Genomic DNA, 22774 nt, shown 5'->3' on the forward strand with positions numbered 1-22774 from the left:
GTGCGGATGCTGGTCGATCTCAACCACCGCTCCGGCTTCATCTACGGCCGCGCCGCCGATGCCCCGTCGCCGCTCGGCGCCCGGATCAACACGCTTCTCGATCACGCCCTCGTGGCCGAGCGCGCTGGCCAGCGGCTCCGCGACTATCTCGGCGCCAGCCGGATCGGCGAGCCCTGCGCGCGCCGCCTCGTCTACGAGGTGACCCACACCCCGCCCGATCCCGGCAAGGAACTCGAGGGGCGGAGCCTGCGCATCTTCGCCGCCGGGCATGTCTTCGAGGATCTCGCCATCCGCTGGCTGCGGCTCGCCGGGTTCGACCTGCGCACCCAGACCCGCGAGGGCGGCCAGTTCGGCTTCGAGACCGCGGGCGGCCGGATCCGCGGCCATGTCGACGGGGTGATCGTCGGCGGCCCGGAGGTGGGGCTCGCGTGGCCGGTGCTCTGGGAGTACAAGGCGCTGAAGGCGTCCTCCTGGTCGGACACGGCGAAGAAGGGCGTGCGGCTCTCCAAGCCCGTCTATTTCGGGCAGATGCAGATCTACATGGCCTACATGGGCCTCGGCTCGGCGCTCTTCACCGCGCTGAACAAGGACAGCTGCGAACTCTACCACGAGCACGTCCCCTTCGAGCCTGCGGCCGCGCAGGAGCTTTCCGACAAAGCGGTGGCCGTGCTGCGCGCCTCGGATGCGGGCGAGCTGCTGCCGCGGATCGCGACTAGCCCCGACTTCTACCTCTGCCGGTTCTGCCCGTTTTCGGCGCGTTGCTGGGAGGACCGGGCATGACCGTCACGCTTTCCGAGATGCAGAGCCGCGCCATCGCGGCCATCCGCGACTGGTACGAGACCCGCCGCCACGAGCAGCAGGTGTTCCGGGTGTTCGGCTATGCCGGCACCGGAAAGACAACAACCACCGCGCAGGCGATCGAGGCGCTGGGGCTGGCGCCGATGGCCCCCGGCGCCCCGGGCGGCGTGCTCTTCGGCGCCTTCACGGGCAAGGCCGCGCTCGTCATGACGCGCAAGGGCACGCCCGCGCAGACGATCCACAGCCTGATCTACCGCGTCTCCGAGGCGACGCCCGAGGAGATCGAAAGGGTGACCGAGGACCTGGCGGGGCTGCGTCGCGAGCTGCCGCGCATGGGGCCGGCCGAGCGCGATTTCGCCATGACGCGGATTGCCCAGCTGGAGATGCGGCTCGAGGACATCCACCAGCCGAAGTTCCTGATCAACGAGCAGTCGATCCTGCGCGACGCGGACCTCCTCGTCCTCGACGAGGTGTCCATGGTGGGCGAGGACCTGGGGCGCGACCTCCTGGCCTTCGGCAAGCCGATCCTCGTGCTGGGCGATCCGGGGCAGTTGCCGCCGGTGAAGGGCGCCGGGTTCTTCACCGAGGCTGCGCCCGACGTGATGCTGACCGAGGTACACCGGCAGGCCGAGGACAGCGCCATCCTGCGGCTCGCGACGCTGGCGCGGCAGGGCGCGCCGATCCCCATGGGCGCGCATGACGACCACGTCTGGAAGATGTCGCGCCACGAGATCGGCCCGGCGCAGATGCTGCGCGGCGGCCAGGTGCTCTGCGGGACGAACGCGACGCGGCGCTGGCTGAACACCGTCATGAAGCGCGCGGCGGGGTTCGAGGCCGATTATCCGACCGGCTGCGGCGAGAAGATCATCTGCCTGAAGAACCGCCACGATCTCGGGCTGATCAACGGCATGTTCCTGACGCTCAGCGATGTGCGCCAGGACCCCGACGACGCCTTCGCCTTCAGCGCGATGGTCGAGACCGAGGACGGCGAGACCATCGCCGGGCGGCAGAGCTTCTGGCGCGGCGAGTATGCCGATCACGTCGCCTACGACCCCGAGCGCGGGCGCCGTGAATGGCAGATCAAGCGCGGTCTCATCGAGAGCAGCTGGGGCTACGCGATCACCTGCCACAAGGCGCAGGGTTCGCAATGGGAGAACGTGGTCGTCTTCGACGATGGCTTCGGTCGCTCGGCGGCCGACAGGAACCGCTGGCTCTACACCGCGATCACGCGGGCCGAGCGGGGGCTGGTGATCCTTGCTTGATCTCAACGACGCCCTCCCGCCCGCAACCGAGGCGCCGCGCTACGATCTCGACCTGATCGTCGAGCGCCTGCGCGAGACTGCCCAGCACTGGGTCCCCGACCTCTTCCCGCGCGGCCGCCGCTCCGGCGACGAGTGGCGCCTCGCCAACATCCGGGGCGATGCGCCGCGGAACACCGGCTCCTGCGTCATCACGCTGCGCGGACCGCATGCCGGCGACTGGATCGACTTCGACGGCAACCACGGCGGCGGGCCGATCAGCGCGATCGAGGAAGCGACCGGGCTGGATGGCCGCGCCCTGATCGAGCGCGCTGCCGAGATCGCCGGCGTCACCCCGGGCGCACCGGAGCGGCGGGCGCCAGCGACGCCGCCGACGCCGAAGCGCGATGCCACCCGAGAGATCGCGCACATCCTGTCCTCGGCCCAGCCGATCGCGGGGACGCCGGCTGCGGACTACCTCGCAGCCCGCGGCCTCGCTGTCCCCGCCGAGGCCGATCTGCTCTTCCATCCCGACCTGGCGCATTTCGAGACGAAGTCGGGCTATCCGGCCCTCGTGGCTCAGGTGCGTGACCGGAACGGCGATGTCATCGGGCTGCACCGCACCTGGCTCGCGGCAGATCCCGACGGCAGCATCCGCAAGGCGCCGCTCGACAAGGCCAGGAAGATGCTCGGCCGCGTCGCCGGCGGCGCCGTGCGGCTCGCGCCCCTCGGCGACGGCGACAGGCTTGCGCTGTCGGAAGGGATCGAGACCGGCCTCGCGGCCATGACCGCCTGTCCCGATCTGGCGGTCTGGGCCACGCTCTCGACTTCCGGCCTCGAACAGGTCGAGCTGCCGCCGGCCGCCCGCCGCATCGTGATTCTCGCCGATAACGACGCCTCGGGCGCCGGCCTGCGCGCCGCGGATGCCGCTGCACGGCGGCTGCGCGCACAGGGGCGCGACGTCGCCATCGCCGTGCCGCCCGAGGAGGGCCAGGACTTCAACGACCTGCTGCTGAGCGACGGCCCCGCGGCCGTGGCGCGCGTCATCGCCGCCGCGGAGTCGGTCGTCGAGGCGGAGGCGGTGATGCAGATCGGGCAGCACCGGCCGCTCAACTATCAGGGCTCGGGCGACACGATCCCGACGCTGCGCGCCGACGAGGGCGATCTGGCGCGCGCGAACGAGCAGGTCTGGAGCCTGCTCATGGCCTCGAACCGCTGCCCCTGGCTCTTCCGCCTGGCCGGTCAACCCACATGGGTCGTCCCCGACGACGAGGGCCGGCCCGTCGCCACCGCGCTCAACGAGGAGAAGCTCCGCCACATGCTGGCGCGGCTGGCCCGCTGGGTGCGCGTGAACGCCAAGGGCGAGCCGATCCCGGCGCCGCCGCCCTTGCCGGTGGTCAAGTCGGTCCTCGCCACGCCCGATCCCGCGCTGCCCGTGCTGACCGGCATCGTGAACACGCCGCTCTTCGGGCGGAACGGCACGTTGCTCACCACGCCCGGCTATCATCCCGACGCGCGGCTCCTCTACGTCCCTGCGCCGCGCTTCGTCGTGCCGGACATTCCCGCAAGGCCCACAACGGCCGAAATCGCGGCGGCGCGCTCGATGATCTGCGAGGACCTGCTCGGGGACTTCCCCTTCACCGGCGACGCCGAGCGCGCCCATGTCGTGGCGCTCCTGTTGCTGGGCTTCCTGCGCGGGATGATCGACGGTCCGACGCCGCTGCATCTGATCGAGAAGCCGGCACCCGGCACCGGCGCGACGCTGATGGTCGATGCGATCACCGGGATCCTGACCGGCGCGGGCGCCAGCGTCATGACCGAGGGGCGCGACGACGAGGAATGGCGCAAGCGCGTGACCGCGAAGCTCCGCCAGATCCCCTCCATCGTGCTGATCGACAACCTCCGGGCCACGCTCGACAGCTCGGCCCTCGCCGCTGCGCTCACGGCGCCCTTCTGGGAGGACCGCATCCTCGGCCACTCCGAGATGGCGCGGCTGCCGATCCGCTGTCTCTGGATCGCCACCGGCAACAACCCGGAGTTCTCCAACGAGATGGCCCGTCGCCTCGTGCGCATCCGCCTCGATCCGCACACCGACCGCCCCTGGCAGCGCTCGGACTTCCGCCACCCCGACCTGATGAGCTGGGTGCGCGCAAACCGGGCGCGGCTGGTCGCGGCCTGCCTGACGCTCTGCCAGGCGTGGATCGCCGCCGGCCGCCCGCGCGGCGGGCGCAGCATCGGCTCCTTCGAGAACTGGGCGCACGTGCTCGGCGGCGTGCTCGAGGTGGCGGGCATCCCCGGTTTCCTCGGCAATCTCGAGGAGATGATGGAGTCCTCCGACAGCGAGGGCGCCGCCTGGAACGCCTTCATCGGGGCCTGGTGGGACAGGTTCGGCACGGCAGAGGTGACGGCCGCCGAGGTCTACGACATCGCGCTCTTCTGCGATCCGCCACCGCCGATGAGCGGCGCCAACGAGCAGGCCCGCAAGACCAGCTTCGGAATGTCGATCGGGCGCATGCGGGACCGGGTGTTCCGCCTCGGCGATCTCCGCGTCCGGCTGGTGAAAGCCGGCACCTACCGGCGCGCCACGAAGTGGCAGCTGAAGGTGACCGAGGAAGAAAGACCCTCGGCTGCGGCCCGTCGCGGCGCCGATCCGTGTGAGCCTCGGGCCGGTGGTGTGAGCCTCGAAAACGAAGGCTCACACGCGCAAGTCCTTGATGCCAAACTGAAATGTGAGCCTTGTGAACCTTTTTCCACCCTTACGCGTGCGTGCACGCGCGTGCGCACGAAAGGAGATGCCGGAAAAGGTTCACAACCCTCACAAGGCTCACAAAGCGACGCTGTTTCAACGGGTTGCGGGTGTGAGCCTCAATGTGAGCCTCCCGCGGCAGGCTCACAGGCCTCACCGCGCCCCGATTGGCTGCGGGAGCTCGACCGATGAGCCCCGCGCGCCGTCCCCATCCCTTCATCGAGCAGCAGACAGGAAAGGAGCCCCCGATGGCCCATGCATCTCTAAACCCGTCTCCCGCGATCGCGCCTTCGGGCGGCACGCCGGTCCTTCTAGCCCTCGATCTAGGCACGACCACCGGCTGGGCGCTCCGCGCCGCGGACGGGCTGATCACAAGCGGCGCGGTGTCGTTCCGGCCGAGCCGCTACGACGGCGGCGGCATGCGCTATGTCCGCTTCCGCGCCTGGCTGGAGCGGCTGGCTGCGGATGCCGGGCCCATCGGCGCGATCCACTTCGAGGAGGTGCGCCGGCATGTCGGGACGGACGCGGCGCATGTGTTCGGCGGCCTCCTCGCCACGCTGACCGCATGGGCCGAGACGGCTGGCGTGCCCTATCAGGGCGTCCCGGTCGGCACGATCAAGCGGCACGCCACCGGCAAGGGCAACGCCCCGAAGGAGGCGATGATCGCGGCGGCCCGCGCCCGCGGCTTCAGCCCTGTCGACGACAACGTGGCGGATGCCATCGCATCCTGTTCTGGGCGATCGAGACGGCGGGAGGCGTGGCATGAGCAGGATGCGCTACACGCCCAAGGGCTATGGCGGGCGCCGCCGCGACCCGGAGCAGGTCAAGCGCGAGGGATGGCACGAGCAGCGGATGCTGGCGGTCTCGCTGGACGACCAGCGGCTCACCTGGCCGGAGCGGGAGTTGATCCGTCAGCTCGGGGACAAGCTCTACGGCAAGCCGCCCGCGGTCCGGGAGGTGCGCCATGACTGACTGGACCACCGCACAGGTGCAGGACCGCCTGGAACTCGCCGCCGACGTCTTCGCGCAGATGCCCGCCGTGAAGCCACAGAGCTACTTCAACGCATGGCCCGAATACTTCCACAGCTTTGCCGATCAGGTCGGCCAGGAGCCGCAGATGCGCCGGCCCCGGCCGAGCCCGCGCCAGATCACGGAGGCCGAGGAGGCGATGCTGTGGCTGCGCTGGCTCGAGAAGGACGACGCGCAGATCGTGTGGCTGCGGGCGAACCGGAAGCCCTGGAAGCCGATCTGCTGGCAGTTCGGGCTGTCGCGCACCGCGGCGACGAAGCGCTGGCAATACGGCATCGCCATCATCGTCTGGCGTCTGAACGGTCGCGTTCCGTCCCGGCGGCGCTCGCAGCAGTTCGTCATTGAAAACGCAGATCGGCTGTCAAGAAAAATCATCCTTTGAGACAATTTTCCGGTGTACATCGCAGCGCCTTACAAGATCGGCGAATAGAGCTACAAAGACGGCATACTCGGGAGAGGCGCGCGCGGGACACCGCAGCCGCTGGCTTCCGGGGTCCACCGAGGGGTCCAGCCGGGGTCCATGCCGCCAACCCATTGAATTCAATGGTTCCTTCCTGGCGACTATGTATGCTGGCGGGCTTGGCGCGATGCTTGCCCAGTGACGGCGCCGAAATAGGCCATTTCGTTTCGCCCGCATCGTCGCGCTCGTGAATCCAAACACTTAGGCGTCTGCTGACCCCGGCGATGGCGAAGCCGCCGGTCGGGGGCGTTTCGTTTCGAGCGCATCGGCGAAGCGGGACCCGTTTCGCCGACACAGCACAACGGCGGGCTTTCGCGACCGCCGGATCAGATCCTTCACCCATCATCGCACCGGACCGACCATGGACGTCGTCGAAACGCCGATCGACAAGCTTGTGCCCTATGCGCGCAACCCGCGCCGCAACGAGGAGGCTGTCGCCACGGTCGCCGCCTCGCTGGCCGAGTTCGGCTGGCGACAGCCGATCGTCGTCGACGAGGACATGGTGATCGTGGTCGGCCACACCCGCTACGAGGCGGCCAAGCGCCTCGGCATGACGAGCGTGCCGGTGCATGTCGCCCATGGCCTGACGCCGGCGCAGCTGCGCGCCTACCGGCTGATGGACAACCGCTCGCATCAGAATGCGAGCTGGGACGACGAGCTGCTCAAGCTTGAACTGGCCGATCTGAAGCTCGACGAGTTCGACCTGGCGCTGACCGGTTTCGAGGACGACGAACTGGCCCGTCTCCTGGCCGAGGCGCCCGTCGAGGGGCTGGTGGACGAAGACGAGGTTCCTGAGCCGCCCGCCACGCCCGTCACCCGCCGCGGCGATCTCTGGATCCTCGGGGGCCACCGCCTGCTCTGCGGAGACTCGACCTCGGCCGAGGACGTCACCCGACTGATGAACGGCGAACGCGCCGCGCTGTTCGCGACCGATCCGCCCTACCTCGTCGACTATGACGGCACCAACCATCCGACGAAGAAGAACGCGTCCGCCCGCGCCAAGAAGATCGCGAACAAGGACTGGTCAGACGACTACATCGAACAGAAGCACTGGGACGATTCATCCCAGGGGCCGCAGTTCTATGAAGCGTTCATGCAGGTCGCCATCGACTGCGCCATCAAGGAGGACGCGGCTTGGTATTGCTGGCATGCCTCGCGGCGCCAGGCGATGCTGGAAGCCTGCTGGTCGAAGTTCGACGTGCTGCATCACCAGCAGATCATCTGGGCCAAGAGCCGTCCGGTGCTCACGCGCTCGATCATGCTGTGGGCGCACGAGCCGTGCCTGTTCGGCTGGCGCTCGGGCAACAAGCCGCGCGTCAACCGCGAAGGCTTCGAGAACTGGCCGACGACGGTGTGGTCCATCCCGTCGAGCGAGATCGAGACGCGTGAGCACCCGACCTCGAAACCGGTGCGCGTGTTCACGTTGCCGATGGAACTGCACACGGTGCCGGGTGAGATTTGCTACGAGCCGTTCTCCGGCTCGGGCTCGCAACTCATCGCAGGCGAGCGGACGGGGAGACGCGTCTTCGGGCTTGAACTCTCCGAGACCTTTTGTGACGTGATCGTCAACCGCTGGCAGGCTTTCACGGGGAAATCGGCAAGGCTGGACGGCGAGAATCGCAGCTTCGACGAGGTGAAGACCGAGCGCGTCGGCGCTCATGACAGCGATCAGGACGCCGCATGATGCAGTCGCGCCGAATGTCCCTGATCGAGGCGTTGAGCAATGTCGCGATCGGTTACGGCGTGGCCGTGCTGACCCAGATCACGGTCTTCCCGCTGTTCGATCTGCAGGTGTCCCTGTGTGACAATCTGTTGATCGGCGCTCTGTTCACGCTGGTATCCGTGCCGCGCAGCTATGCCGTGCGGCGCATGTTCGAGAGGATGCGCTCTTGGACTGCATAAGCGAAACGCCGCCGCCCATGGCGGGCAGCGGCGGCTCGGTGAGGACGGCGTGTCAGCGGGTGGGCGTTCCGAGCAGCTTCGCCCGGAAGTCGGCGCCCACCGGCCGGCTCTCGCCAACGGTGCGGCCGGCCCGGAGCGCGCCGGCACGGCCGACAAAATAGAAGCCGACCCGCTCGCCGGTTTCCCGGCGCGTTCGCGTGAGGACCGTGTAGCGGGTCGAGCGTGCATCAGCGATGATCGCTTCGCCTCGGTGCTGCAGGGCGGCGACGAGACGGTCGTGGATGGTGATCCTCGCCATAGCCTCAGCCCTCCCGGCTGAGGCGGTAGACCCGACCGCGTCCGTCGACCTTCTCGGAGGTCACATCGAGCCCGAGCTTCTTCTTGAGCGCCCCGGCGATGGCGCCACGCACGGTGTGCGGCTGCCACCCGAATGCGGCGGCGATCTCGGCGACGGTTGCTCCGTCGGCGCCCTGCAGCATGGCGATCAGCTGGGCCTGCTTGCTGCCTTCGCGGGCATTTGGCTTCGTTGGCGTCTTGACGGCAGCGTGATCGCTTTGCGTCGGCTCCGCAGCGTCGCGCGAGGCCTCCGGCTCGATGCCGATGGCGGCGAGCCCGTGCTCGGTTATCGCGAGTGTGACGCCGTGGCCGTCGCCGGTCTCGCGCCAGATGTGTTCGCCGATACGCGTGTCGGCATCGATCTCTTCGAGCAGGCCCTGCTTGATGAGCGAAGCGATCACCTTCTGCGCGGCGCCGCCCTTGAGGTTCTTCGGGAGCGGTAGCGCCAGCATGTTCGCGCGCTGCGCGGCGGCGCTGAGGACGATCGTCTGTGTGTCGGAGAGTTTGGTCATGGGGCAACCCTTCTTCAGGAGAGGCTCGCGACCATCGCGGACCTTCTACTGCCCCGAGCCCCGAGGGCGAGCCCATCGGGGCGAAGGCGGGAAGTGGTGCGCCTAATCGGCGTGCTCGCCCTCCTTGAAGGCTGCATCGGTGATGCGCTTCAGGAGCTCGGCGTAGTGCGCGAGGGTTCCGACATGGCCCCAATTGATCTCGTCGGGGTTGGTGTCGAAATGGTCGTCGCTCAGCACCTTGATGCGCTCCAGCATCGCGTCGATCTCCGCCTTCTTGGCGATGAAAGCGTCGAGTGCGGAAGCGGTGTTTCGGGACTTGGTCATGGCGGTCTCCAGCGCTTGATGGTGACCCCATACAGGCTCTGATCGGCACCCTCATCAAGTCGATAAGTGCATCATTTCATTGCTTTTTCTGCAGTGATGGCGGGGCTCCCGACATGACCTGATCTTGCCCGGGAGCGGCCCCCGTTCATGGCGACCAATACCCAACCGATCGCGGTCATCGCTCGGCTCCTGGACCTGACCGAAAGGCGGGTCCAGCAGCTGGCGCGCGACGGGATCATCCCGGCGTCGGTCCGCAACGGCCCCGAGCGCGGGCGCTACGATCTCGTCGGCACGGTGCGCGGCTATGTGCGCTACCTGCGCGAGCTGGCGACGCGGTCGCAGACGGGCGCCGCCGATTTCGGTGTCGAGCGCGCCCGGCTGATCAAGGCCAAGGCCGATCTCGCCGAAATGGACGCAGCTGTCCGGCGCGGCGACCTCTTGCCGGCCGCTCAGGTCGAGGAGGCGTGGATCGCCGTGCTGGCCCGCCTGCGCGCGCGTCTGCTGGTCCTGCCCGACAGGCTGGCGCCGCTGGTCCATGAGGAGTCCACCATTGCCGGCACGCGCGCGCAGATCCGCGACGCGATCACCGAAGCGCTCGCGGAACTCGCCAGCCTCCCGGCCATCGCCGTTGATGCTGAAGGGGCCGGCGCGGCTGGCGCAGGCGACGCGCAAGGCGCTGACGATCCTGGCGCCGCCGCCGACCCTAACGATCAGTGAGTGGGCCGACGGCAAGCGCCGCCTGAGTTCCGAAGCCAGCGCCGAGCCCGGCCGCTGGCGCACGGAGCGGGCCATCTACCAGCGCGGCATCATGGACGCGATCTCCGATCCGGCGGTCGAAAGCGTCGTCGTGATGTCGTCGAGCCAGACCGGCAAGACGGAGGTGCTGCTCAATACCGTTGCATTCCACATCGACCAGGACCCGGCGCCGGTGATGGTGGTGATGCCGACGGAACGCGATGCGGAGACCTGGTCGAAGGACCGTTTCTCGCCGATGGCGCGCGATACGCCCTGTCTGCATGGGCGCATCTCGGATCCGAAGTCGCGGGACGGGTCGAACAAGATCCTGCACAAGAAGTTTCCCGGCGGGCATCTGACCATCGTCGGCGCGAATGCGCCGTCGGGCTTGGCCAGCCGGCCGATCCGCATCCTCCTGTGCGACGAGGTCGACCGCTATCCGTTCAGCGCCGGCGCCGAGGGCGATCCGGTCAATCTGGCGAAGAAGCGCACCGTCACCTTCTGGAACCGCAAGATCGTGCTGGTCTCGACGCCGACCATCCGTGGCGCGAGCCGGATCGAGACCGCCTATGCCGAAAGCGACAGGCGCCGCTTCTTCGTGCCGTGCCCGGAATGCGGCGAGCATCAGACGCTGGTCTGGGAGCAGGTTCGCTGGGATCGCGAAGCGGACGGCGCCCACCGGCCGGAGACCGCGCGCTACCAATGCCGCCAGTGCGGCGCGCATTGGAGCGACGCCGAACGCTGGGCGGCCGTGCGCAGGGGCGAATGGCGGGCCGAGGCCCCGTTCGACGGCATCGCCGGCTTTCACCTGAACGAGGTCTACTCCTCCTGGGTCCGCCTGGAAGCCATGGTGCGCACCTTTCTGTCAGCGAAGGATCACGGCGACGAGGCGATGAAGACCTTCGTCAACACCTCGCTGGGCGAAACGTGGGTCGAGACGGGCGAAGCGCCGGACTGGCAGCGGCTCTACGATCGCAGGGAGAGCTGGCCGGCCGGCACGGTACCGATGGGCGGCTTGTTCCTCACGGCCGGCGCCGACGTCCAGAAGGATCGCATCGAGGTCGACGTCTGGGCCTGGGGGCGCGGGCTGGAGAGCTGGCTCGTCGACCACATTGTCATCGAGGGCGGCCCCGAACATGCCGCCGCATGGTCCGCGCTGGACGGTCTCTTGGGCCGCAACTGGCCGCACGCCTCTGGGGTGGCGATGGGCCTGTCGCGCCTCGCGATTGACACCGGTTTCGAGGCGCCGTCGGTCTATGGCTGGGCCCGGCGCGCCGGCTTCGCGCAAGTGGCGCCGGTCAAGGGTGTCGAGGGTTTCAATCGGGCGAGCCCGGTCTCCGGCCCGACTTATGTCGATGCGACTGCCGGCGGCAAGCGACTGCGGCGCGGCGCGCGTCTGTGGTCGGTCGCGGTGTCGACTTTCAAGGCCGAGACCTATCGCTACCTCCGGCTCGAACGGCCGACCGACGAGGAGCGTGCCGGAGGCGCGCGCTTCCCCGCAGGTACCATCCACTTGCCAGCTTGGGCCGACAGCGAGTGGTGCAAGCAGTTCGTCGCCGAGCAGCTGGTGACGGTGAAGACCAGGCGCGGATTTCAGCGGCTCGAATGGCAGAAGCTGCGCGAACGCAACGAGGCGCTGGATTGCCGGGTCTACGCCCGAGCCGCCGCCTGGATCGCCGGCGCCGACCGCTGGGGCGAGGAGAAATGGCGCGATCTCGAACGCCAGGTCGGCTCGTTCGATCCGAGCAACACAGCGGCGCCAGAGACCACGGATTCTCACCCCGGCGCGCCAGAGATCGCCTCCGCGGGTCTGGTGCGACGAGCGCCAGCCCGGCGCGGCCGACGGGTGTTCACGCCCAGCTATCTGAGTTGAGACCAAGACCATGACGCTTGAGGACATGATCGCGCGCCGCGATGCGCTGCTCGCAGCCCGATGGCGCGGCGTGCGCACCGTCGAGGTCGAGGGGCGCCGCATCACCTATGCGAGCGATGCCGAAATGGCGGCCGCCCTCGGCGACCTCGAACGGCGGATCGCCGAGGAGCAAACCGGCGCGCGCCGTCGCATCGTTCGCACGACGGCAAGCAAGGGGCTCTGACCCGTGCTGGAATCGATCACACGGTGGCGCCGCCGCATCGGCGCACTGGTGGGCGGCTTTGAAGCGGGACAGGGAAGCCGAAGACTGCGGCACTTCCAGCCGAGCCGGGCGCATCTCAACACGCTGATCGCGGCCGCCGGCGCCGACATCACCGCGCGCGCCCGCTGGCTCGTGCGCAACAACGGCTATGCGGCGAATGCGATCGAGAGCTGGGCCGGCAATGTCGTCGGCGATGGGATCAAGCCGTCGTCGCTGATCGCCGATGCCGATCTCAAGGCGCGCGTCCAGCGGCTCTGGCTCGACTGGACCGACGACAGCGACGCGGAGGGGTTCACCGACTTCTATGGCCAGCAGCGACGCGCCGCGCGCGAGGTGTTCATCGCCGGCGAGGTGTTCTTTCGCTTCCGTCCGCGCCGGCCCGAGGACGGGCTCATGGTGCCGCTGCAGCTGCAGATGATCCCGTCGGAGATGCTGCCGCTCACGCGCAATGAGCCGCTTCCCGGCGGCAACGTCATCCGCCAGGGCATCGAGTTCGATCGGATCGGTCGGCGCGTCGCCTACCATTTTCTCCGCCGCCATCCGGGCGACATCACCGACCCAGGGCTGGTAGGCGAGACGGTGCGGGTGCCGGCGTCCGAGATCATCCACGTCATTGATCCGGTCGATGCGGGGCAGTTGCGCGGGATCTCCCGCTTCGCGCCGGGCATCGTGAAGCTGTTCCTGCTCGATCAGTACGATGATGCGGAGCTCGACCGGAAGAAGGTCGCGGCGATGCACGCGCTCTTCATCACCACGCCGGCGCCGGCGGAGCCGTTCGATATCGCCGAGAGCGACGAGGCGGGCGAGCGCACCATGGACCTGCAGCCCGGCCAGATCGTCATGCTGGAGCCTGGCGAGGAGGTGCAGACCTCGGCGCCTGCCGATGTCGGCCAGACCTACGAACCGTTCCAATACCGCACGCTGCTGCAGGTCTCGGCGGCGCTCGGCATTCCGTATGCGTATCTGTCGAACGACATGCTGAAGGCGAACTACTCGAACTCGCGGCTCGCGCTCCTCGAGTTTCGCCGCCGCATCGAGGCCTACCAGCACTCGGTCATGGTCTGGCAGGTCTGTCGGCGCGTCTGGGCGCGCTGGATGGATACGGCGGTCATGGCGGGCGCTCTCGACCTTCCCGATTACGAGGCGCGCCGCCGCGACTACATCGCATGCTCGTGGCTGCCGCCGAAATGGGACTGGGTCGATCCGCTGAAGGACGCCCGCGCCGAGATCGAACAGATCGAGGCGGGGCTGAAGAGCCGGACGCAGGCGCTCGCCGAGCGCGGCTATGACGCCGATCAGGTCGATGCGGAGATTGCTGCGGACCGTGCGCGAGAGCGTCAGTTTGGCCTCTCCTTCGGCAGCGCCACGGGCGTGATCGCAGATCCGTCGGACGGTGATCCGACTCAAGAGGGGCCACACTCATGACGGAACGCACTTTCACAATTGCCGAGGTCTGTGCTGCGGCAAGAATCAGTCCGGCGCGCCTGCATCAGTGGATCGAGCGAGGCCAGTTCAAGCCGATCCGAGGAACACGATCCGGCGTGGCTCGCGATTTCACGCTGCGCGATGCCATCCACCTGGCCGCGATCACGCGCTTGCAGACAGCCGGCCTGCCGATATCGCGAGCGGTCGAGCTGATCGGCGCGTCCCCGTATCAGACCGCAGGACAAGAGATTGTCTGCGCCCGGAAGGCAGATGTCGAGGTTGCGATCGATCTTATCGCCATCACCCGTGATGTTCGCTCCTGTTTGCGCGCCTGAGGCTTTCATGACCGCATCTCACTCGCTGCTCACCCGGCTCGGCGGCCGGCCCTTGGCGATTGCGCCGCGCGCGCTCGACGGGCTGCTCGCCGCCGATCTGTCCATCGATGTGCGATCTGCGATCATGCCGGTCATCCGCGACGCCGATCCGGCGCGCGGCTTCACGGTGACCGACAGCGGCATCGCCGTGGTGCCGGTGCTCGGGCCTCTGGTGAGCCGGGGCGACTGGCTGTCGGCGCTCTTCGGCGCCAGCGACTATGGTGCGATCGGCGGCGCCGTCGCGGCGGCCTTCGCGGAGCCCTCGGCCCGCGCCGTGCTGCTTGAGCTGGACTCGCCCGGCGGCGAGGTCGGCGGGCTGTTCGATCTGGTCGACCGTCTCGCCGCCATGCGCGACGAAGCAAGCAAGCCGCTCTGGGCGGTGGCGCACGAGGGCGCGCTGTCGGCCGGCTTCGCCATCGCGAGCGTCGCGGACCGGCTCTTTGTGACCCGCACCGCGGAGGTCGGCTCGGTCGGCGTCGTAGCGATCCATGTCGACGAGAGCGCCGCCGACGCGATGGCCGGCCTCAAGTGGACGCTCATCCACGCCGGCCAAAAGAAGGTCGACGGCAATCCGCACGAGCCGCTGTCGCCAGGCGCCTTCGCCGACATCCAGGCCGATGTCGATGCGCTCCATGACGAGCTCGTCGCGCTCATTTCGCGCAACCGGAACATGAGCCCGGACGCGGTGCGCGCGACGCAAGCCGCCATCTATCGCGGCCAGCGCGGGATCGACATCGGTTTCGCGGACCGCCTGGGCAACGTGGACCAGGCACTCGCCGACCTCGCCGCGGCGCTGGATCGGCCCGTCCGAAACCGGGGTCTCGCCTCGGCGATGGCGGGCGCCCAGCGGCGCCCCCCTGCCGTTCAACCTCCAAGGAGCAAGCTCGACATGACCACCGATACCGATACAGAAGCGGCCAACGAGGACGCCGCCAACATCGACACGGGTGCGCTCGACGCCGAACATGCCGAAGCCGAAGCAGAGGACAACCAGACGCCGGCCTCGGCCCCGGCGGCTCCCGTCTCCGCGCCGGGTTCCCCTGTGCCGCCGGCCGACGCCGCAGTCGAGCGGCTGCGCGCCGAGTACGTCGAGATCGCCGCCATCGCGGCGCAGGCCGGCCGTCTCGGCGTCGCCATCGATGCGGCGGACGCCATGGCCAAGGGGATCAGCCCGGAGGCGCTGCGTCGCTCGGTGCTCGATGCCCTCAGCCAGCGCGCCGAAGCGAGCGCCGTGGTCGCCGCGGCGCCACAGGCGCTTAGCCCTGGCGACAGCCCCATCGTCCGCCGCGCCCGTGAACGCGCCGCATCCGCCAACCGCAACGCATGAGGGGGTGACCCATGCCTGTGCTGACCATGCCGCCCACGCTGGGCGATCTACTCAAGTACGAGCTCAATGCGAGCTACTCCCGCGAGACCGTCACGCTCAAGGCGGGAACGAGCTACGCGCTCGGCTCCGTGCTCGGAAAGATCACCGCCTCGGGCAAGTACCGCCTGTCGCCGGACGCCGAGGTCGTCGGAGATGAGGGTGCGGAGGTCGCGACGGCCGTTCTGATCGAAGCGGTCGACGCCACGGCCGGCGACAGGACCGGACTCGTGGTCGCCCGCGGGCCCGCGATCGTGTCCAAGGCGGCGCTCGTCTTCGACGCCTCCGTCGATGACGCGGCCAAGACGGCCGCCAAGCACGCCGAGCTCAGCGCCGCCGGCATCGTGCCGCGCGACACCGCCTGATCCACGCCCGTCAGATCCCGATCCGTCAACGGCTCCGAGGCATCCGCTTCGGGGCCCCCGGCCTTCGCCGGGGCAAGCTTTTTCATGCCCGTTCCAGCCCAAGGAGACCCGACCCCATGGTCGCCATGATCAACCCGTTCGACGCGGGCGGCTACTCGCTCGCCGAGATGACCCAGGCCATCAACATCCTGCCCAACGTCTACACCCGGCTCGGGCAGATGGGCCTGTTCCGCTTCGAGGGCGTCACCCAGCGCTCCGTCGTCATCGAGCAGGCAGAGGGCGTCCTCAACCTGCTGCCCACCGTGCCGCTCGGCGGTCCCGCCACCGTCGCCAATCGCGACACGCGCTCCATGCGCTCCTTCACGGTGCCGTGGATCCCGCACGACGACGTGATCACGCCCCAGGACATTCAGGGCGTGCGCGGCTTCGGCGTCGCCGACGCCGCGGACCCGCTCGCCACCGTCATGGAGCGAAAGCTCACCCGCATGCGGGTCAAGCACGCCCAGACCCGCGAGTATATGGAGGTCAACGCGCTCCGCGGCATCGTCAAGGACGGCGCCGGCGCCACGCTCTACAACTACTTCACCGAGTTCGGCCTCACGCAGCTCGAAACGGACTTCGTGCTCGGCACCGCCGGCACCAACGTCCAAGCCAAGGTGCGCGAGGTGCTGCGCAAGGTGGAGACCGAGCTCAAGGGCGAGACCATGACCGGCGTGCTGGCGCTCGTCAGCCCTGAGTTCTTCGACAAGCTGATCGGCCACGCCAAGGTCGAAGAGGCCTACAAGTACTATTCCTCGACCGGGGCGCAGCCGCTGCGCGAGGACACCCGCCGGCGCTTTCCCTTCGCCGGCATCGTCTTCGAGGAGTACAACGCCACCGTGACGCTTTCGACCGGGGCGACCGAGACCCTGATCCTGGCCGGCGAGGGAATCGCCTTCCCGCTCGGCACCCTCGACACCTTCGTCACCTACGGCGCGCCCGCCAACCTGATCGAGACGGTCAACACGGTTGGACTTCCGATCTACGCGCGGCAGATTGCCCGACCCGACGGCAGCGCCATCGAGGTCAAGACCGAGGCTTCGATCCTGCCGGTCAACAAGCGTCCGCGGCTCGCGGTGCGCATCTTCTCCAGCAACTGAGCATGAGCGTCTTTGCGGAGGCGATCGACGACCTCTTCGCCGATCCCAATCTTGCGCGGGATGCTGTCTGGCGGCCGGGCGGCACGGGCGCGCCCGTGCCGGTGCGGATCGTCCTGCGCCAGCCGGACGGCATCGGCAGCTTCGGCGAGACGCGCCTGCTCGCCGCCGCCACCGTGATCGAGGTGCGCACGGTCGAGGTGCTGGAGCTCGCTGAGGACGACGTCTTCGAGATCGGCGGCGAGACCTTCGTGGTGCAGGGCGAGCCGGTGCGCGACGGCGAAAGGCTCGTCTGGACGGCGGAGCTGAGGCAAGCATGAAGCTGTCGGCTGAGATCATCGGCGACCTCGGCCGCATCATGGCGGAGGAGATCAAGGCCGCCGAGCGAGCCGCAACAGCCGGTGTTCGGGAGGCGGTCGACGGGCTCAAGAACGAGCTGAGAGCGCAGGTCACGAGCGCCGGACTCGGTGCCCGGCTCGCGCGGACGTGGCGCGCCGAGATCTTCCCCAAGGGGCGGAACAGCATCCGGGCGGCGGGTCTCGTCTGGTCCAAGGCGCCGGGCATCATCCGCATCTACGAGGACGGCGCGACCATTCGCTCGAAAAACGGCTTCTTTCTCGCGATCCCGACGGCGGCCGCTGGCCGGTACGGCGATGGCGGCCGGAAGATCACGCCGGGCGGCTGGGAGCGGCGCACGGGGCAACGCCTGCGCTTCGTCTATCGGCGCCATGCGCCCTCGTTGCTCGTGGCCGACAACATGCGCGCGCGCACCGGCAAGCGCGGCGGGTTTGCCCGTGCGAGCGCCGCAGCCCTGCGCAGCGGACGCGGGCTGGTGACCGTGCCGATATTCATCCTGGCGCCCCAGGTCACCTTCCGGAAACGGCTCGACGTCGCGGGCGCCGCGCTCCGCTGGCAGGAGCGCCTGCCGGGTCTCGTCGTCCGCAGCTGGTTTTCCGGCGATGGAGGGAGCCGCTGATGTCCCGCCGTGAAGACATTCTCGCAGCGCTCGTTGCGACGCTCGACACCGCTCTCTCAGCAAGGGTACGCCGCAATGAGGTGCTGCCCGAGAAGGCGCCGGCGGAGGGGCTCGTCATTCTGCGCGACGGCGATCCCGGCGAGCCGGATGTGACGTTCAACCCGCGCACCGAGTTCTACGTGCACCGGGTCGAGCTCGAAGTCTATGTGCCGCGAGATCCAAGCGGCGGCGGCGAAGCGGCGCTCGATCAGCTGCTTGGTGCGATCGGGGCCGCCCTGCGTGTCGACGAGACGCTCGGCGGCCTCGCGGAGAACCTGACGCCGTCTGCACCCGAGACCGGCGCGCTCGCCATCGAGGGCGGCGCTCCTGTCCTCACCGCCCGGCTCGTGGTCACGGTCGAGTACCTGGTGAGCGATCCGCTCATCCACTGACGCTTCCAGCTCAAGGAGTTATCCATGCCCAAGGTGCGCGCCTATGGCGCGGACGCCACCCTCAAGGCGTGCCGGGAGGCAAGCTACGGGGTCGCGCCACTCACCGGCTATCAAAGCCTCGATTTCAAATCGACCGATCTCTCCTCGGCCCAGCCGCTCGGGGATGACCCGCTGCTCGGACGCGGTCGCAACGCGCAGGATCCCTATCGCGGCCTCATCACCGACGAGGGCCAGCTCGACATTCCGCTCGACCTTCGTGGAACGGGCTTCTGGCTGACGGGCCTGTTCGGAGACCCGGTGACCACGCCCGCGAGCGCCAGCGGCTCGATCGTCTTCGCCGTCAATCCCACGGCGGGCGACACGATCACCTTGAACGGTACGGTCTGGACGTTCGTCTCGGGCCCGGCCTCGGGCAACGAGACGGAGATCCAGGCGACGGTGACGCAGACCGTCGATCAGCTGGTCGCCGACCTCAACGGCTCGGGCGATGCCGAGGTCTCGAAGTGCACCTATTCGCGGCCCGCGAGCACCCAGACGCTGGTCATCGAGTTCGACACCGCGGGCCCGTCGGGCAACGCCTTCACGCTCGCCGCATCGGCGGCGACGACATCGGGCCCGGCTCTGACCGGCGGCGGCTACGCCCATGTCTGGGAGAGCGGCGCCGACGACATCCCGAGCTACACGATCGAGATCGGCCACCCGAAGCTGGTGACCCCGGTCTTCTTCCGCCACCTCGGCACGGTGATGGAGAGCCTCAACTTCGAGATGGGCCAGGAAGGTCCGGCGAACGCCCGCCTGCAGCTCGTGGCGCAGGGCGAAGAGAAATTCGCCGCCACGATCGATGCGAGCCCGGATGCCTACTCGCTGCGCCGGTTCAGCCAGGGACGCGGCTTCATCCGGCGTGGCGGGTCGGCGCTCGCCGGCGTCACCGGCGGCAGCCTTACCTTCTCGAACAATCTGGAGCGGGTGCGGGTGATCCGCGAGGACGGCAAGATCGAGGCGGCCGATCCCACCTTCGCGTCCGCCGAGGGCTCGATGTCGGTGCGCTTCGACGGCGCCACGCTCGTGGCTGAGGCCGCCAATGGCGATCCTGTCGCTCTGGAATACGGCTTCACCTTCCCGGAAGGCTATGCGCTCCGCTTCGAGCTGCCGCGGGTCTTCCTGCCCAAGCCCAAATACGCCGTCTCCGGCCCCGGCGGGGTGGAGGCGAGCTTCGACTGGCGCGCCGCCTTCGACGACAGCGAAGGCACGATGCTGCGCGCCCATCTCCTGAACGACGTCACCAGCTACACGTGAGGACACAACCCATGATCCGCCTCGATCTCTCCCGCGAGCCGCGCTGGCTCGATCTCGGCCACGGCGTGCGCCTGCGCGTGGGGCCACTGACCACCGCACTCATGGCGGCCGCGCGCAGCGATCCGACCGTAACGAGTCTGCCGGAGGGGGCGTCGAACGAGACCATCGCCGTCGCCATGGCCAAGGCGCTGGCGCGGCTCGTGGTCGAGGACTGGGAGGGCGTCGGCGACGCCGAGGGCAACCCCGTGCCGGTCACGCCGGAGGGGATCGATGCGCTGCTCGACATCCTGCCGCTCTTCGAGGCCTTCCAGCTGCGCTACGTCTCGAAGGGCCTGCTCCTGGAAGCGGAAAAAAACGCCTCCGCGCCCTCGCCGAGTGGCACTTCAGCGGGGGCGACCAGTACTGCCGATCCTGCCGGGGCGTCTGCAGCGAGTGCCCAGCCGTCCTGAACCGGCCCATCACGGTTGAGGGCTGGCAGGTCTGGGATCTGGCTCTGCGGCTCACGGGCCAGCTGCGCGTCATCCCCGGCGCAATCCTCGGGCTCGACATGACCGCAGCGCTCGCGGTGGCCGAGGCTTTGGGGATCAACCCATTGGTCTGTGCGGAGCTCCTCCCCGAGATCGAGGGAACGATGGTGCGCGGCCTCAACGCCCAGATCAGAGCTGAACAGCAAGAGGCGGGGAGCGCGTGAGCACAACAGGGAACGATAATGGCTGAGAAGCGCGTCTCCGTGCGCCTTGCCGTCGTCGGCGGCCGTGAGGTGCGCGCCGAGCTGCAGGGCATCGGCGAGACGGGCGAGAGCAGCATGCGGCGCCTGTCGCGCGAGATGGATGCCGCGAACAGCCGCGTCGCCGCCTTCTATCGCCGGCTGCAGATCGCCGCTGCCGCTGCCGCGGCCGCGTTCGCCGCCACCGCTGCGGCGATGATCCGCTCGGGTCTCCAGGTCATCGATGCCCAGGCCAAGCTCGCCGCCTCGCTCGGCACCACGGTCGAAAGCATCCAGGTCCTGGAGCGCGCCGGTGACCTCGCCGGCGTCTCCATGGGCGAGATCGAGCAGGCGACGATCCAGCTGACCCGGCGTCTCAGCCAGGCAGCAGCGGGAACCGGGCCGGCGGTCGAGGCGCTGCAGCGCCTGCGGCTCACGGCCGAGGAACTGCAGCGGCTGCCTCTCGATCAGCGCATCGCCGCGATCCAGGACGCTCTGGCGCTTTACGTGCCTGAAGCCGAGCGTGCGGCGGTCGCCTCCAAGCTCTTCGGCGACCGGGCCGCGCTCACCTTCTCGCGCATCGACACGGCGACGCTCCGGACGGCGACGCAGGACGTGCGGGACTTCGGGGTCGTCGTGTCGCAGCAGGACGCGGCCCAGATCGAGCGTACCAACGACGCGCTGTCGCGGCTCGGGCTGATCTGGCGCGGGATCTCCAACCAGCTGGCCGTGGCGGCCGCGCCGGCCCTCGAAGCCGTCGCCGATGCGCTCGCCGCGATGGCGCGCACCACAGGCCCGCTCGGACAGGCAATCAAGCTGCTGTTCGACAATCTAGGGCGGCTTGCCTCGATCGCCGCCGCCTTCGTCGGGCTGATGGCCGGGCGCTTCGTCGCCAGCATGGTGGTAGCGGCCGTCTCGGTGCGTGGTCTCGCCACCGCGCTGGTTTTCCTGCGCGGCGCGATCATCCGCACCGGCATCGGTGCGCTGGTGGTGGCGGCGGGCGAGCTGATCTATCAGTTCGGGCGGCTGGTGCAGGCGACCGGCAGCTTTGGCGCGGCGCTCAATCTGCTGGGCGATGTGGCGCGTGAAGTGTGGGACCGGATCGGCCTGCTCGCCGAGGTTCTCAAGGGTCGGGTCGCCGCTGCCTGGCTCGGCATCCAGGCGGGCGTGGCGGATGCCTTGCAGGGTGCGCTCGTGGCCGTGGTCGGCTTCGGCAACCGGGCCGTCAACACCTTCCAGGGCGCCTTCGGCGCCATGGTGGCAATCTGGAGCCGCCTGCCGGCAGCGATCGGCGACTTTGCCATCCGGGCGGCCAATGCGCTGATCGCCGCCGTCGAGTGGATGCTGAACGGCGCCACGCGCGGCATCAACGGCCTGGTGCAGGGGATCAGCGCCGCGCTTTCAGCGATCGGCATCGAGACTGAGATCAGGCTCGTTCCGGACATCAATCTCGGCCGGATCGAGAACCAGTTCGCGGGCGCGGCCGAGCGCGCGGGGGAAGCGGCACGCGATGCCTTTGCCGCCGCCTTCGAGACCGAGGCCTTTCGGGTCCCCGATCTCGGACTCACCGAGTTCGCCGACGATGCCCGCCGCGCGGCCGAGAATGCCCGCGCCACAGCGGATGCGCTGAGTGAGCTGGCTGGCGCGCCGCTCGCCTCCGTCGCAGCGCTTCGCGAAGCGATGACGGGCGCCACGGACGAGATCGACAATGCCGCGACCGCTACCGAGCGCCTCGACACCGCCTTCGACGCGATCAGCGGGGCTGGCGAGGACGCCGGAGGCGCTACCCGCGGCGCGGGGTCTGCCGGCCGGGCCGCTGCGGCCAGCCGGGAGGCAGGCAAGGCGATCAAGGATGCAGCGGACCAGGCGGCGACCGGATGGGCGGCGGTCAGGGATGAGCTCGCGCGCTACGCCAGCGAAGCGATGGAGTGGGGCAAGGGCCTCGGCAATGCGCTGGTCGGCGCCTTCCGCAGCGCCGAGGACGCGATCGCCAAGTTCGTCACCACCGGCAAGCTCGACTTCAAGGCGCTCGCCGATAGCATCCTTGCCGACATCACGCGGATCGCCGTGCGCTCGGCGATCCTCGGCCCGCTCGCCAACGCGCTGGCCGGCGGAGGCGGCCTCCTCGGCGGCCTGTTCGGCAGTGGCGGCGGCATCCTGTCGGGCATCTTCCATGCCGGCGGGATGGTCGGAGCTCCCGCACCCCAGCGCCTCGTCCCGGCCTATGCCTTCGCCGAGGCTCCCCGCATGCACCGGGGCGGCATGGCGGGGCTCCGTCCGGACGAGGTGCCGGCCATCCTGCAGCGCGGCGAGATGGTCCTCTCTCGCGCCCAGGTCGCCGCCATGGGCTCGGCCCGCGACACCCGTCCGCCGGTCAGCGTGGTGATGAACATCTCGACGCCGGATGCCAACAGCTTCCGGTACGCCCAGGGCCAGATCGCGGCCGACGCCGCTCGCGCCATCGAGCGGGCACGGCGCAATCTTTGA

At 69.1% G+C, this 22774-nt stretch carries 25 protein-coding genes and 1 pseudogene; 23 read left to right on the top strand and 3 right to left on the bottom strand.

Annotation, left to right across the window (positions count from 1 at the left end; translation table 11 throughout):
- Nucleotides 1-6 precede the first annotated feature (6 nt).
- The 8 genes and pseudogenes from JW792_RS14025 (at nt 7) to JW792_RS14055 (ending at nt 8173) form a co-directional block, all read left to right on the top strand.
- Nucleotides 7-780, top strand: coding sequence for a PD-(D/E)XK nuclease family protein (locus JW792_RS14025; RefSeq protein WP_135995170.1), 774 nt, complete (start codon nt 7-9; stop codon nt 778-780).
- Nucleotides 777-2060, top strand: a complete 1284-nt coding sequence (locus tag JW792_RS14030; RefSeq protein ID WP_135995169.1) for an ATP-dependent DNA helicase — start codon at nt 777-779, stop codon at nt 2058-2060. The genes JW792_RS14025 and JW792_RS14030 overlap by 4 nt, the downstream gene beginning before the upstream one ends.
- Entirely contained in the window at nt 2053-4974 is a 2922-nt protein-coding gene (locus tag JW792_RS14035) for a DUF7146 domain-containing protein (RefSeq protein WP_135995168.1), read from the top strand. Before JW792_RS14030 ends, JW792_RS14035 begins: the two co-directional genes overlap by 8 nt.
- A gap of 56 nt (nt 4975-5030) precedes the next feature.
- Nucleotides 5031-5548, top strand: a pseudogene (locus JW792_RS17275) (hypothetical protein).
- Nucleotides 5549-5553: 5 nt separating this feature from the next.
- Complete coding sequence (locus JW792_RS14040) at nt 5554-5754, top strand: hypothetical protein (RefSeq protein ID WP_107893137.1); 201 nt, start codon at nt 5554-5556, stop codon at nt 5752-5754.
- On the top strand, nt 5747-6193 hold the full coding sequence (locus JW792_RS14045; RefSeq protein WP_135995167.1) for a DUF6362 family protein: 447 nt from the start codon (nt 5747-5749) through the stop codon (nt 6191-6193). The genes JW792_RS14040 and JW792_RS14045 overlap by 8 nt, the downstream gene beginning before the upstream one ends.
- Before the next feature lie 439 nt (nt 6194-6632).
- Nucleotides 6633-7955, top strand: coding sequence for a DNA modification methylase (locus JW792_RS14050; protein WP_135995166.1), 1323 nt, complete (start codon nt 6633-6635; stop codon nt 7953-7955).
- A complete protein-coding gene (locus tag JW792_RS14055) occupies nt 7952-8173 on the top strand; it encodes a DUF7220 family protein (protein WP_192900957.1) in 222 nt (73 codons plus the stop codon). Before JW792_RS14050 ends, JW792_RS14055 begins: the two co-directional genes overlap by 4 nt.
- Before the next feature lie 52 nt (nt 8174-8225).
- Here the strand turns inward: JW792_RS14055 and JW792_RS14060 are convergent, their stop codons facing one another.
- The 3 genes from JW792_RS14060 to JW792_RS14070 all read right to left on the bottom strand — a co-directional run bounded on the left by JW792_RS14060 (nt 8226) and on the right by JW792_RS14070 (nt 9345).
- Complete coding sequence (locus JW792_RS14060; RefSeq protein WP_135995165.1) at nt 8226-8471, bottom strand: hypothetical protein; 246 nt, start codon at nt 8469-8471, stop codon at nt 8226-8228.
- A gap of 4 nt (nt 8472-8475) precedes the next feature.
- Nucleotides 8476-9021, bottom strand: coding sequence for a DUF3489 domain-containing protein (locus JW792_RS14065; RefSeq protein ID WP_135995164.1), 546 nt, complete (start codon nt 9019-9021; stop codon nt 8476-8478).
- A 102-nt stretch (nt 9022-9123) separates the two neighbouring features.
- Nucleotides 9124-9345 carry a hypothetical protein gene (locus JW792_RS14070; protein WP_135995163.1) on the bottom strand — a complete coding sequence of 74 codons (222 nt, stop codon included), beginning with the start codon at nt 9343-9345 and terminating at the stop codon, nt 9124-9126.
- 147 nt (nt 9346-9492) lie between these two features.
- Here JW792_RS14070 and JW792_RS14075 point away from each other — a divergent pair, with 147 nt between their 5' ends.
- From JW792_RS14075 to JW792_RS14145, 15 genes are all read left to right on the top strand, one after another.
- A complete protein-coding gene (locus JW792_RS14075; protein WP_135995162.1) occupies nt 9493-10062 on the top strand; it encodes a terminase small subunit, Nu1 in 570 nt (189 codons plus the stop codon).
- Nucleotides 9977-11953, top strand: a complete 1977-nt coding sequence (locus tag JW792_RS14080; RefSeq protein ID WP_135995161.1) for a phage terminase large subunit family protein — start codon at nt 9977-9979, stop codon at nt 11951-11953. The genes JW792_RS14075 and JW792_RS14080 overlap by 86 nt, the downstream gene beginning before the upstream one ends.
- A 10-nt stretch (nt 11954-11963) precedes the next feature.
- Nucleotides 11964-12176: a phage head-tail joining protein gene (locus tag JW792_RS14085; RefSeq protein WP_041375667.1), complete on the top strand. Its 213-nt coding sequence runs from the start codon at nt 11964-11966 to the stop codon at nt 12174-12176.
- A 3-nt stretch (nt 12177-12179) separates the two neighbouring features.
- Nucleotides 12180-13640 carry a phage portal protein gene (locus JW792_RS14090; RefSeq protein ID WP_135995160.1) on the top strand — a complete coding sequence of 487 codons (1461 nt, stop codon included), beginning with the start codon at nt 12180-12182 and terminating at the stop codon, nt 13638-13640.
- Nucleotides 13637-13975 carry a helix-turn-helix domain-containing protein gene (locus JW792_RS14095; RefSeq protein ID WP_135995159.1) on the top strand — a complete coding sequence of 113 codons (339 nt, stop codon included), beginning with the start codon at nt 13637-13639 and terminating at the stop codon, nt 13973-13975. Before JW792_RS14090 ends, JW792_RS14095 begins: the two co-directional genes overlap by 4 nt.
- Nucleotides 13976-13982: 7 nt before the next feature.
- Nucleotides 13983-15341, top strand: a complete 1359-nt coding sequence (locus JW792_RS14100; RefSeq protein ID WP_135995158.1) for a S49 family peptidase — start codon at nt 13983-13985, stop codon at nt 15339-15341.
- Between the two features lie 11 nt (nt 15342-15352).
- Complete coding sequence (locus JW792_RS14105; RefSeq protein ID WP_135995157.1) at nt 15353-15742, top strand: head decoration protein; 390 nt, start codon at nt 15353-15355, stop codon at nt 15740-15742.
- A gap of 116 nt (nt 15743-15858) precedes the next feature.
- A complete protein-coding gene (locus JW792_RS14110; protein ID WP_135995156.1) occupies nt 15859-16881 on the top strand; it encodes a major capsid protein in 1023 nt (340 codons plus the stop codon).
- Between the two features lie 2 nt (nt 16882-16883).
- A complete protein-coding gene (locus tag JW792_RS14115; RefSeq protein ID WP_135995155.1) occupies nt 16884-17198 on the top strand; it encodes a head-tail joining protein in 315 nt (104 codons plus the stop codon).
- A complete protein-coding gene (locus tag JW792_RS14120; RefSeq protein WP_135995154.1) occupies nt 17195-17854 on the top strand; it encodes a DUF6441 family protein in 660 nt (219 codons plus the stop codon). Before JW792_RS14115 ends, JW792_RS14120 begins: the two co-directional genes overlap by 4 nt.
- Nucleotides 17854-18285 carry a hypothetical protein gene (locus tag JW792_RS14125; protein ID WP_206340817.1) on the top strand — a complete coding sequence of 144 codons (432 nt, stop codon included), beginning with the start codon at nt 17854-17856 and terminating at the stop codon, nt 18283-18285. The genes JW792_RS14120 and JW792_RS14125 overlap by 1 nt, the downstream gene beginning before the upstream one ends.
- A gap of 24 nt (nt 18286-18309) precedes the next feature.
- On the top strand, nt 18310-19581 hold the full coding sequence (locus JW792_RS14130; RefSeq protein WP_135995153.1) for a phage tail tube protein: 1272 nt from the start codon (nt 18310-18312) through the stop codon (nt 19579-19581).
- An 11-nt stretch (nt 19582-19592) separates the two neighbouring features.
- Nucleotides 19593-20030 carry a hypothetical protein gene (locus JW792_RS14135; RefSeq protein ID WP_135995152.1) on the top strand — a complete coding sequence of 146 codons (438 nt, stop codon included), beginning with the start codon at nt 19593-19595 and terminating at the stop codon, nt 20028-20030.
- A gap of 98 nt (nt 20031-20128) precedes the next feature.
- Nucleotides 20129-20272, top strand: a complete 144-nt coding sequence (locus JW792_RS14140) for a DUF7697 family protein (RefSeq protein ID WP_206340818.1) — start codon at nt 20129-20131, stop codon at nt 20270-20272.
- A gap of 18 nt (nt 20273-20290) precedes the next feature.
- Nucleotides 20291-22774: a phage tail tape measure C-terminal domain-containing protein gene (locus JW792_RS14145; protein WP_135995150.1), complete on the top strand. Its 2484-nt coding sequence runs from the start codon at nt 20291-20293 to the stop codon at nt 22772-22774.

Origin of the sequence: Marinicauda algicola, assembly GCF_017161425.1 — a bacterium.
GTDB lineage: Bacteria > Pseudomonadota > Alphaproteobacteria > Caulobacterales > Maricaulaceae > Marinicauda > Marinicauda algicola.

Coding starts and splice junctions, on each gene's coding strand:
- JW792_RS14025 (WP_135995170.1), top strand. CDS start 7: ATGCTGGTCGATCTCAACCACCGCTCCGGCTTCATCTACGGCCGCGCC.
- JW792_RS14030 (WP_135995169.1), top strand. CDS start 777: ATGACCGTCACGCTTTCCGAGATGCAGAGCCGCGCCATCGCGGCCATC.
- JW792_RS14040 (WP_107893137.1), top strand. CDS start 5,554: ATGCGCTACACGCCCAAGGGCTATGGCGGGCGCCGCCGCGACCCGGAG.
- JW792_RS14045 (WP_135995167.1), top strand. CDS start 5,747: ATGACTGACTGGACCACCGCACAGGTGCAGGACCGCCTGGAACTCGCC.
- JW792_RS14050 (WP_135995166.1), top strand. CDS start 6,633: ATGGACGTCGTCGAAACGCCGATCGACAAGCTTGTGCCCTATGCGCGC.
- JW792_RS14055 (WP_192900957.1), top strand. CDS start 7,952: ATGATGCAGTCGCGCCGAATGTCCCTGATCGAGGCGTTGAGCAATGTC.
- JW792_RS14060 (WP_135995165.1), bottom strand. CDS start 8,471: ATGGCGAGGATCACCATCCACGACCGTCTCGTCGCCGCCCTGCAGCAC.
- JW792_RS14065 (WP_135995164.1), bottom strand. CDS start 9,021: ATGACCAAACTCTCCGACACACAGACGATCGTCCTCAGCGCCGCCGCG.
- JW792_RS14070 (WP_135995163.1), bottom strand. CDS start 9,345: ATGACCAAGTCCCGAAACACCGCTTCCGCACTCGACGCTTTCATCGCC.
- JW792_RS14075 (WP_135995162.1), top strand. CDS start 9,493: ATGGCGACCAATACCCAACCGATCGCGGTCATCGCTCGGCTCCTGGAC.
- JW792_RS14080 (WP_135995161.1), top strand. CDS start 9,977: ATGCTGAAGGGGCCGGCGCGGCTGGCGCAGGCGACGCGCAAGGCGCTG.
- JW792_RS14085 (WP_041375667.1), top strand. CDS start 11,964: ATGACGCTTGAGGACATGATCGCGCGCCGCGATGCGCTGCTCGCAGCC.
- JW792_RS14095 (WP_135995159.1), top strand. CDS start 13,637: ATGACGGAACGCACTTTCACAATTGCCGAGGTCTGTGCTGCGGCAAGA.
- JW792_RS14100 (WP_135995158.1), top strand. CDS start 13,983: ATGACCGCATCTCACTCGCTGCTCACCCGGCTCGGCGGCCGGCCCTTG.
- JW792_RS14105 (WP_135995157.1), top strand. CDS start 15,353: ATGCCTGTGCTGACCATGCCGCCCACGCTGGGCGATCTACTCAAGTAC.
- JW792_RS14110 (WP_135995156.1), top strand. CDS start 15,859: ATGGTCGCCATGATCAACCCGTTCGACGCGGGCGGCTACTCGCTCGCC.
- JW792_RS14115 (WP_135995155.1), top strand. CDS start 16,884: ATGAGCGTCTTTGCGGAGGCGATCGACGACCTCTTCGCCGATCCCAAT.
- JW792_RS14120 (WP_135995154.1), top strand. CDS start 17,195: ATGAAGCTGTCGGCTGAGATCATCGGCGACCTCGGCCGCATCATGGCG.
- JW792_RS14125 (WP_206340817.1), top strand. CDS start 17,854: ATGTCCCGCCGTGAAGACATTCTCGCAGCGCTCGTTGCGACGCTCGAC.
- JW792_RS14130 (WP_135995153.1), top strand. CDS start 18,310: ATGCCCAAGGTGCGCGCCTATGGCGCGGACGCCACCCTCAAGGCGTGC.
- JW792_RS14135 (WP_135995152.1), top strand. CDS start 19,593: ATGATCCGCCTCGATCTCTCCCGCGAGCCGCGCTGGCTCGATCTCGGC.
- JW792_RS14140 (WP_206340818.1), top strand. CDS start 20,129: ATGACCGCAGCGCTCGCGGTGGCCGAGGCTTTGGGGATCAACCCATTG.
- JW792_RS14145 (WP_135995150.1), top strand. CDS start 20,291: ATGGCTGAGAAGCGCGTCTCCGTGCGCCTTGCCGTCGTCGGCGGCCGT.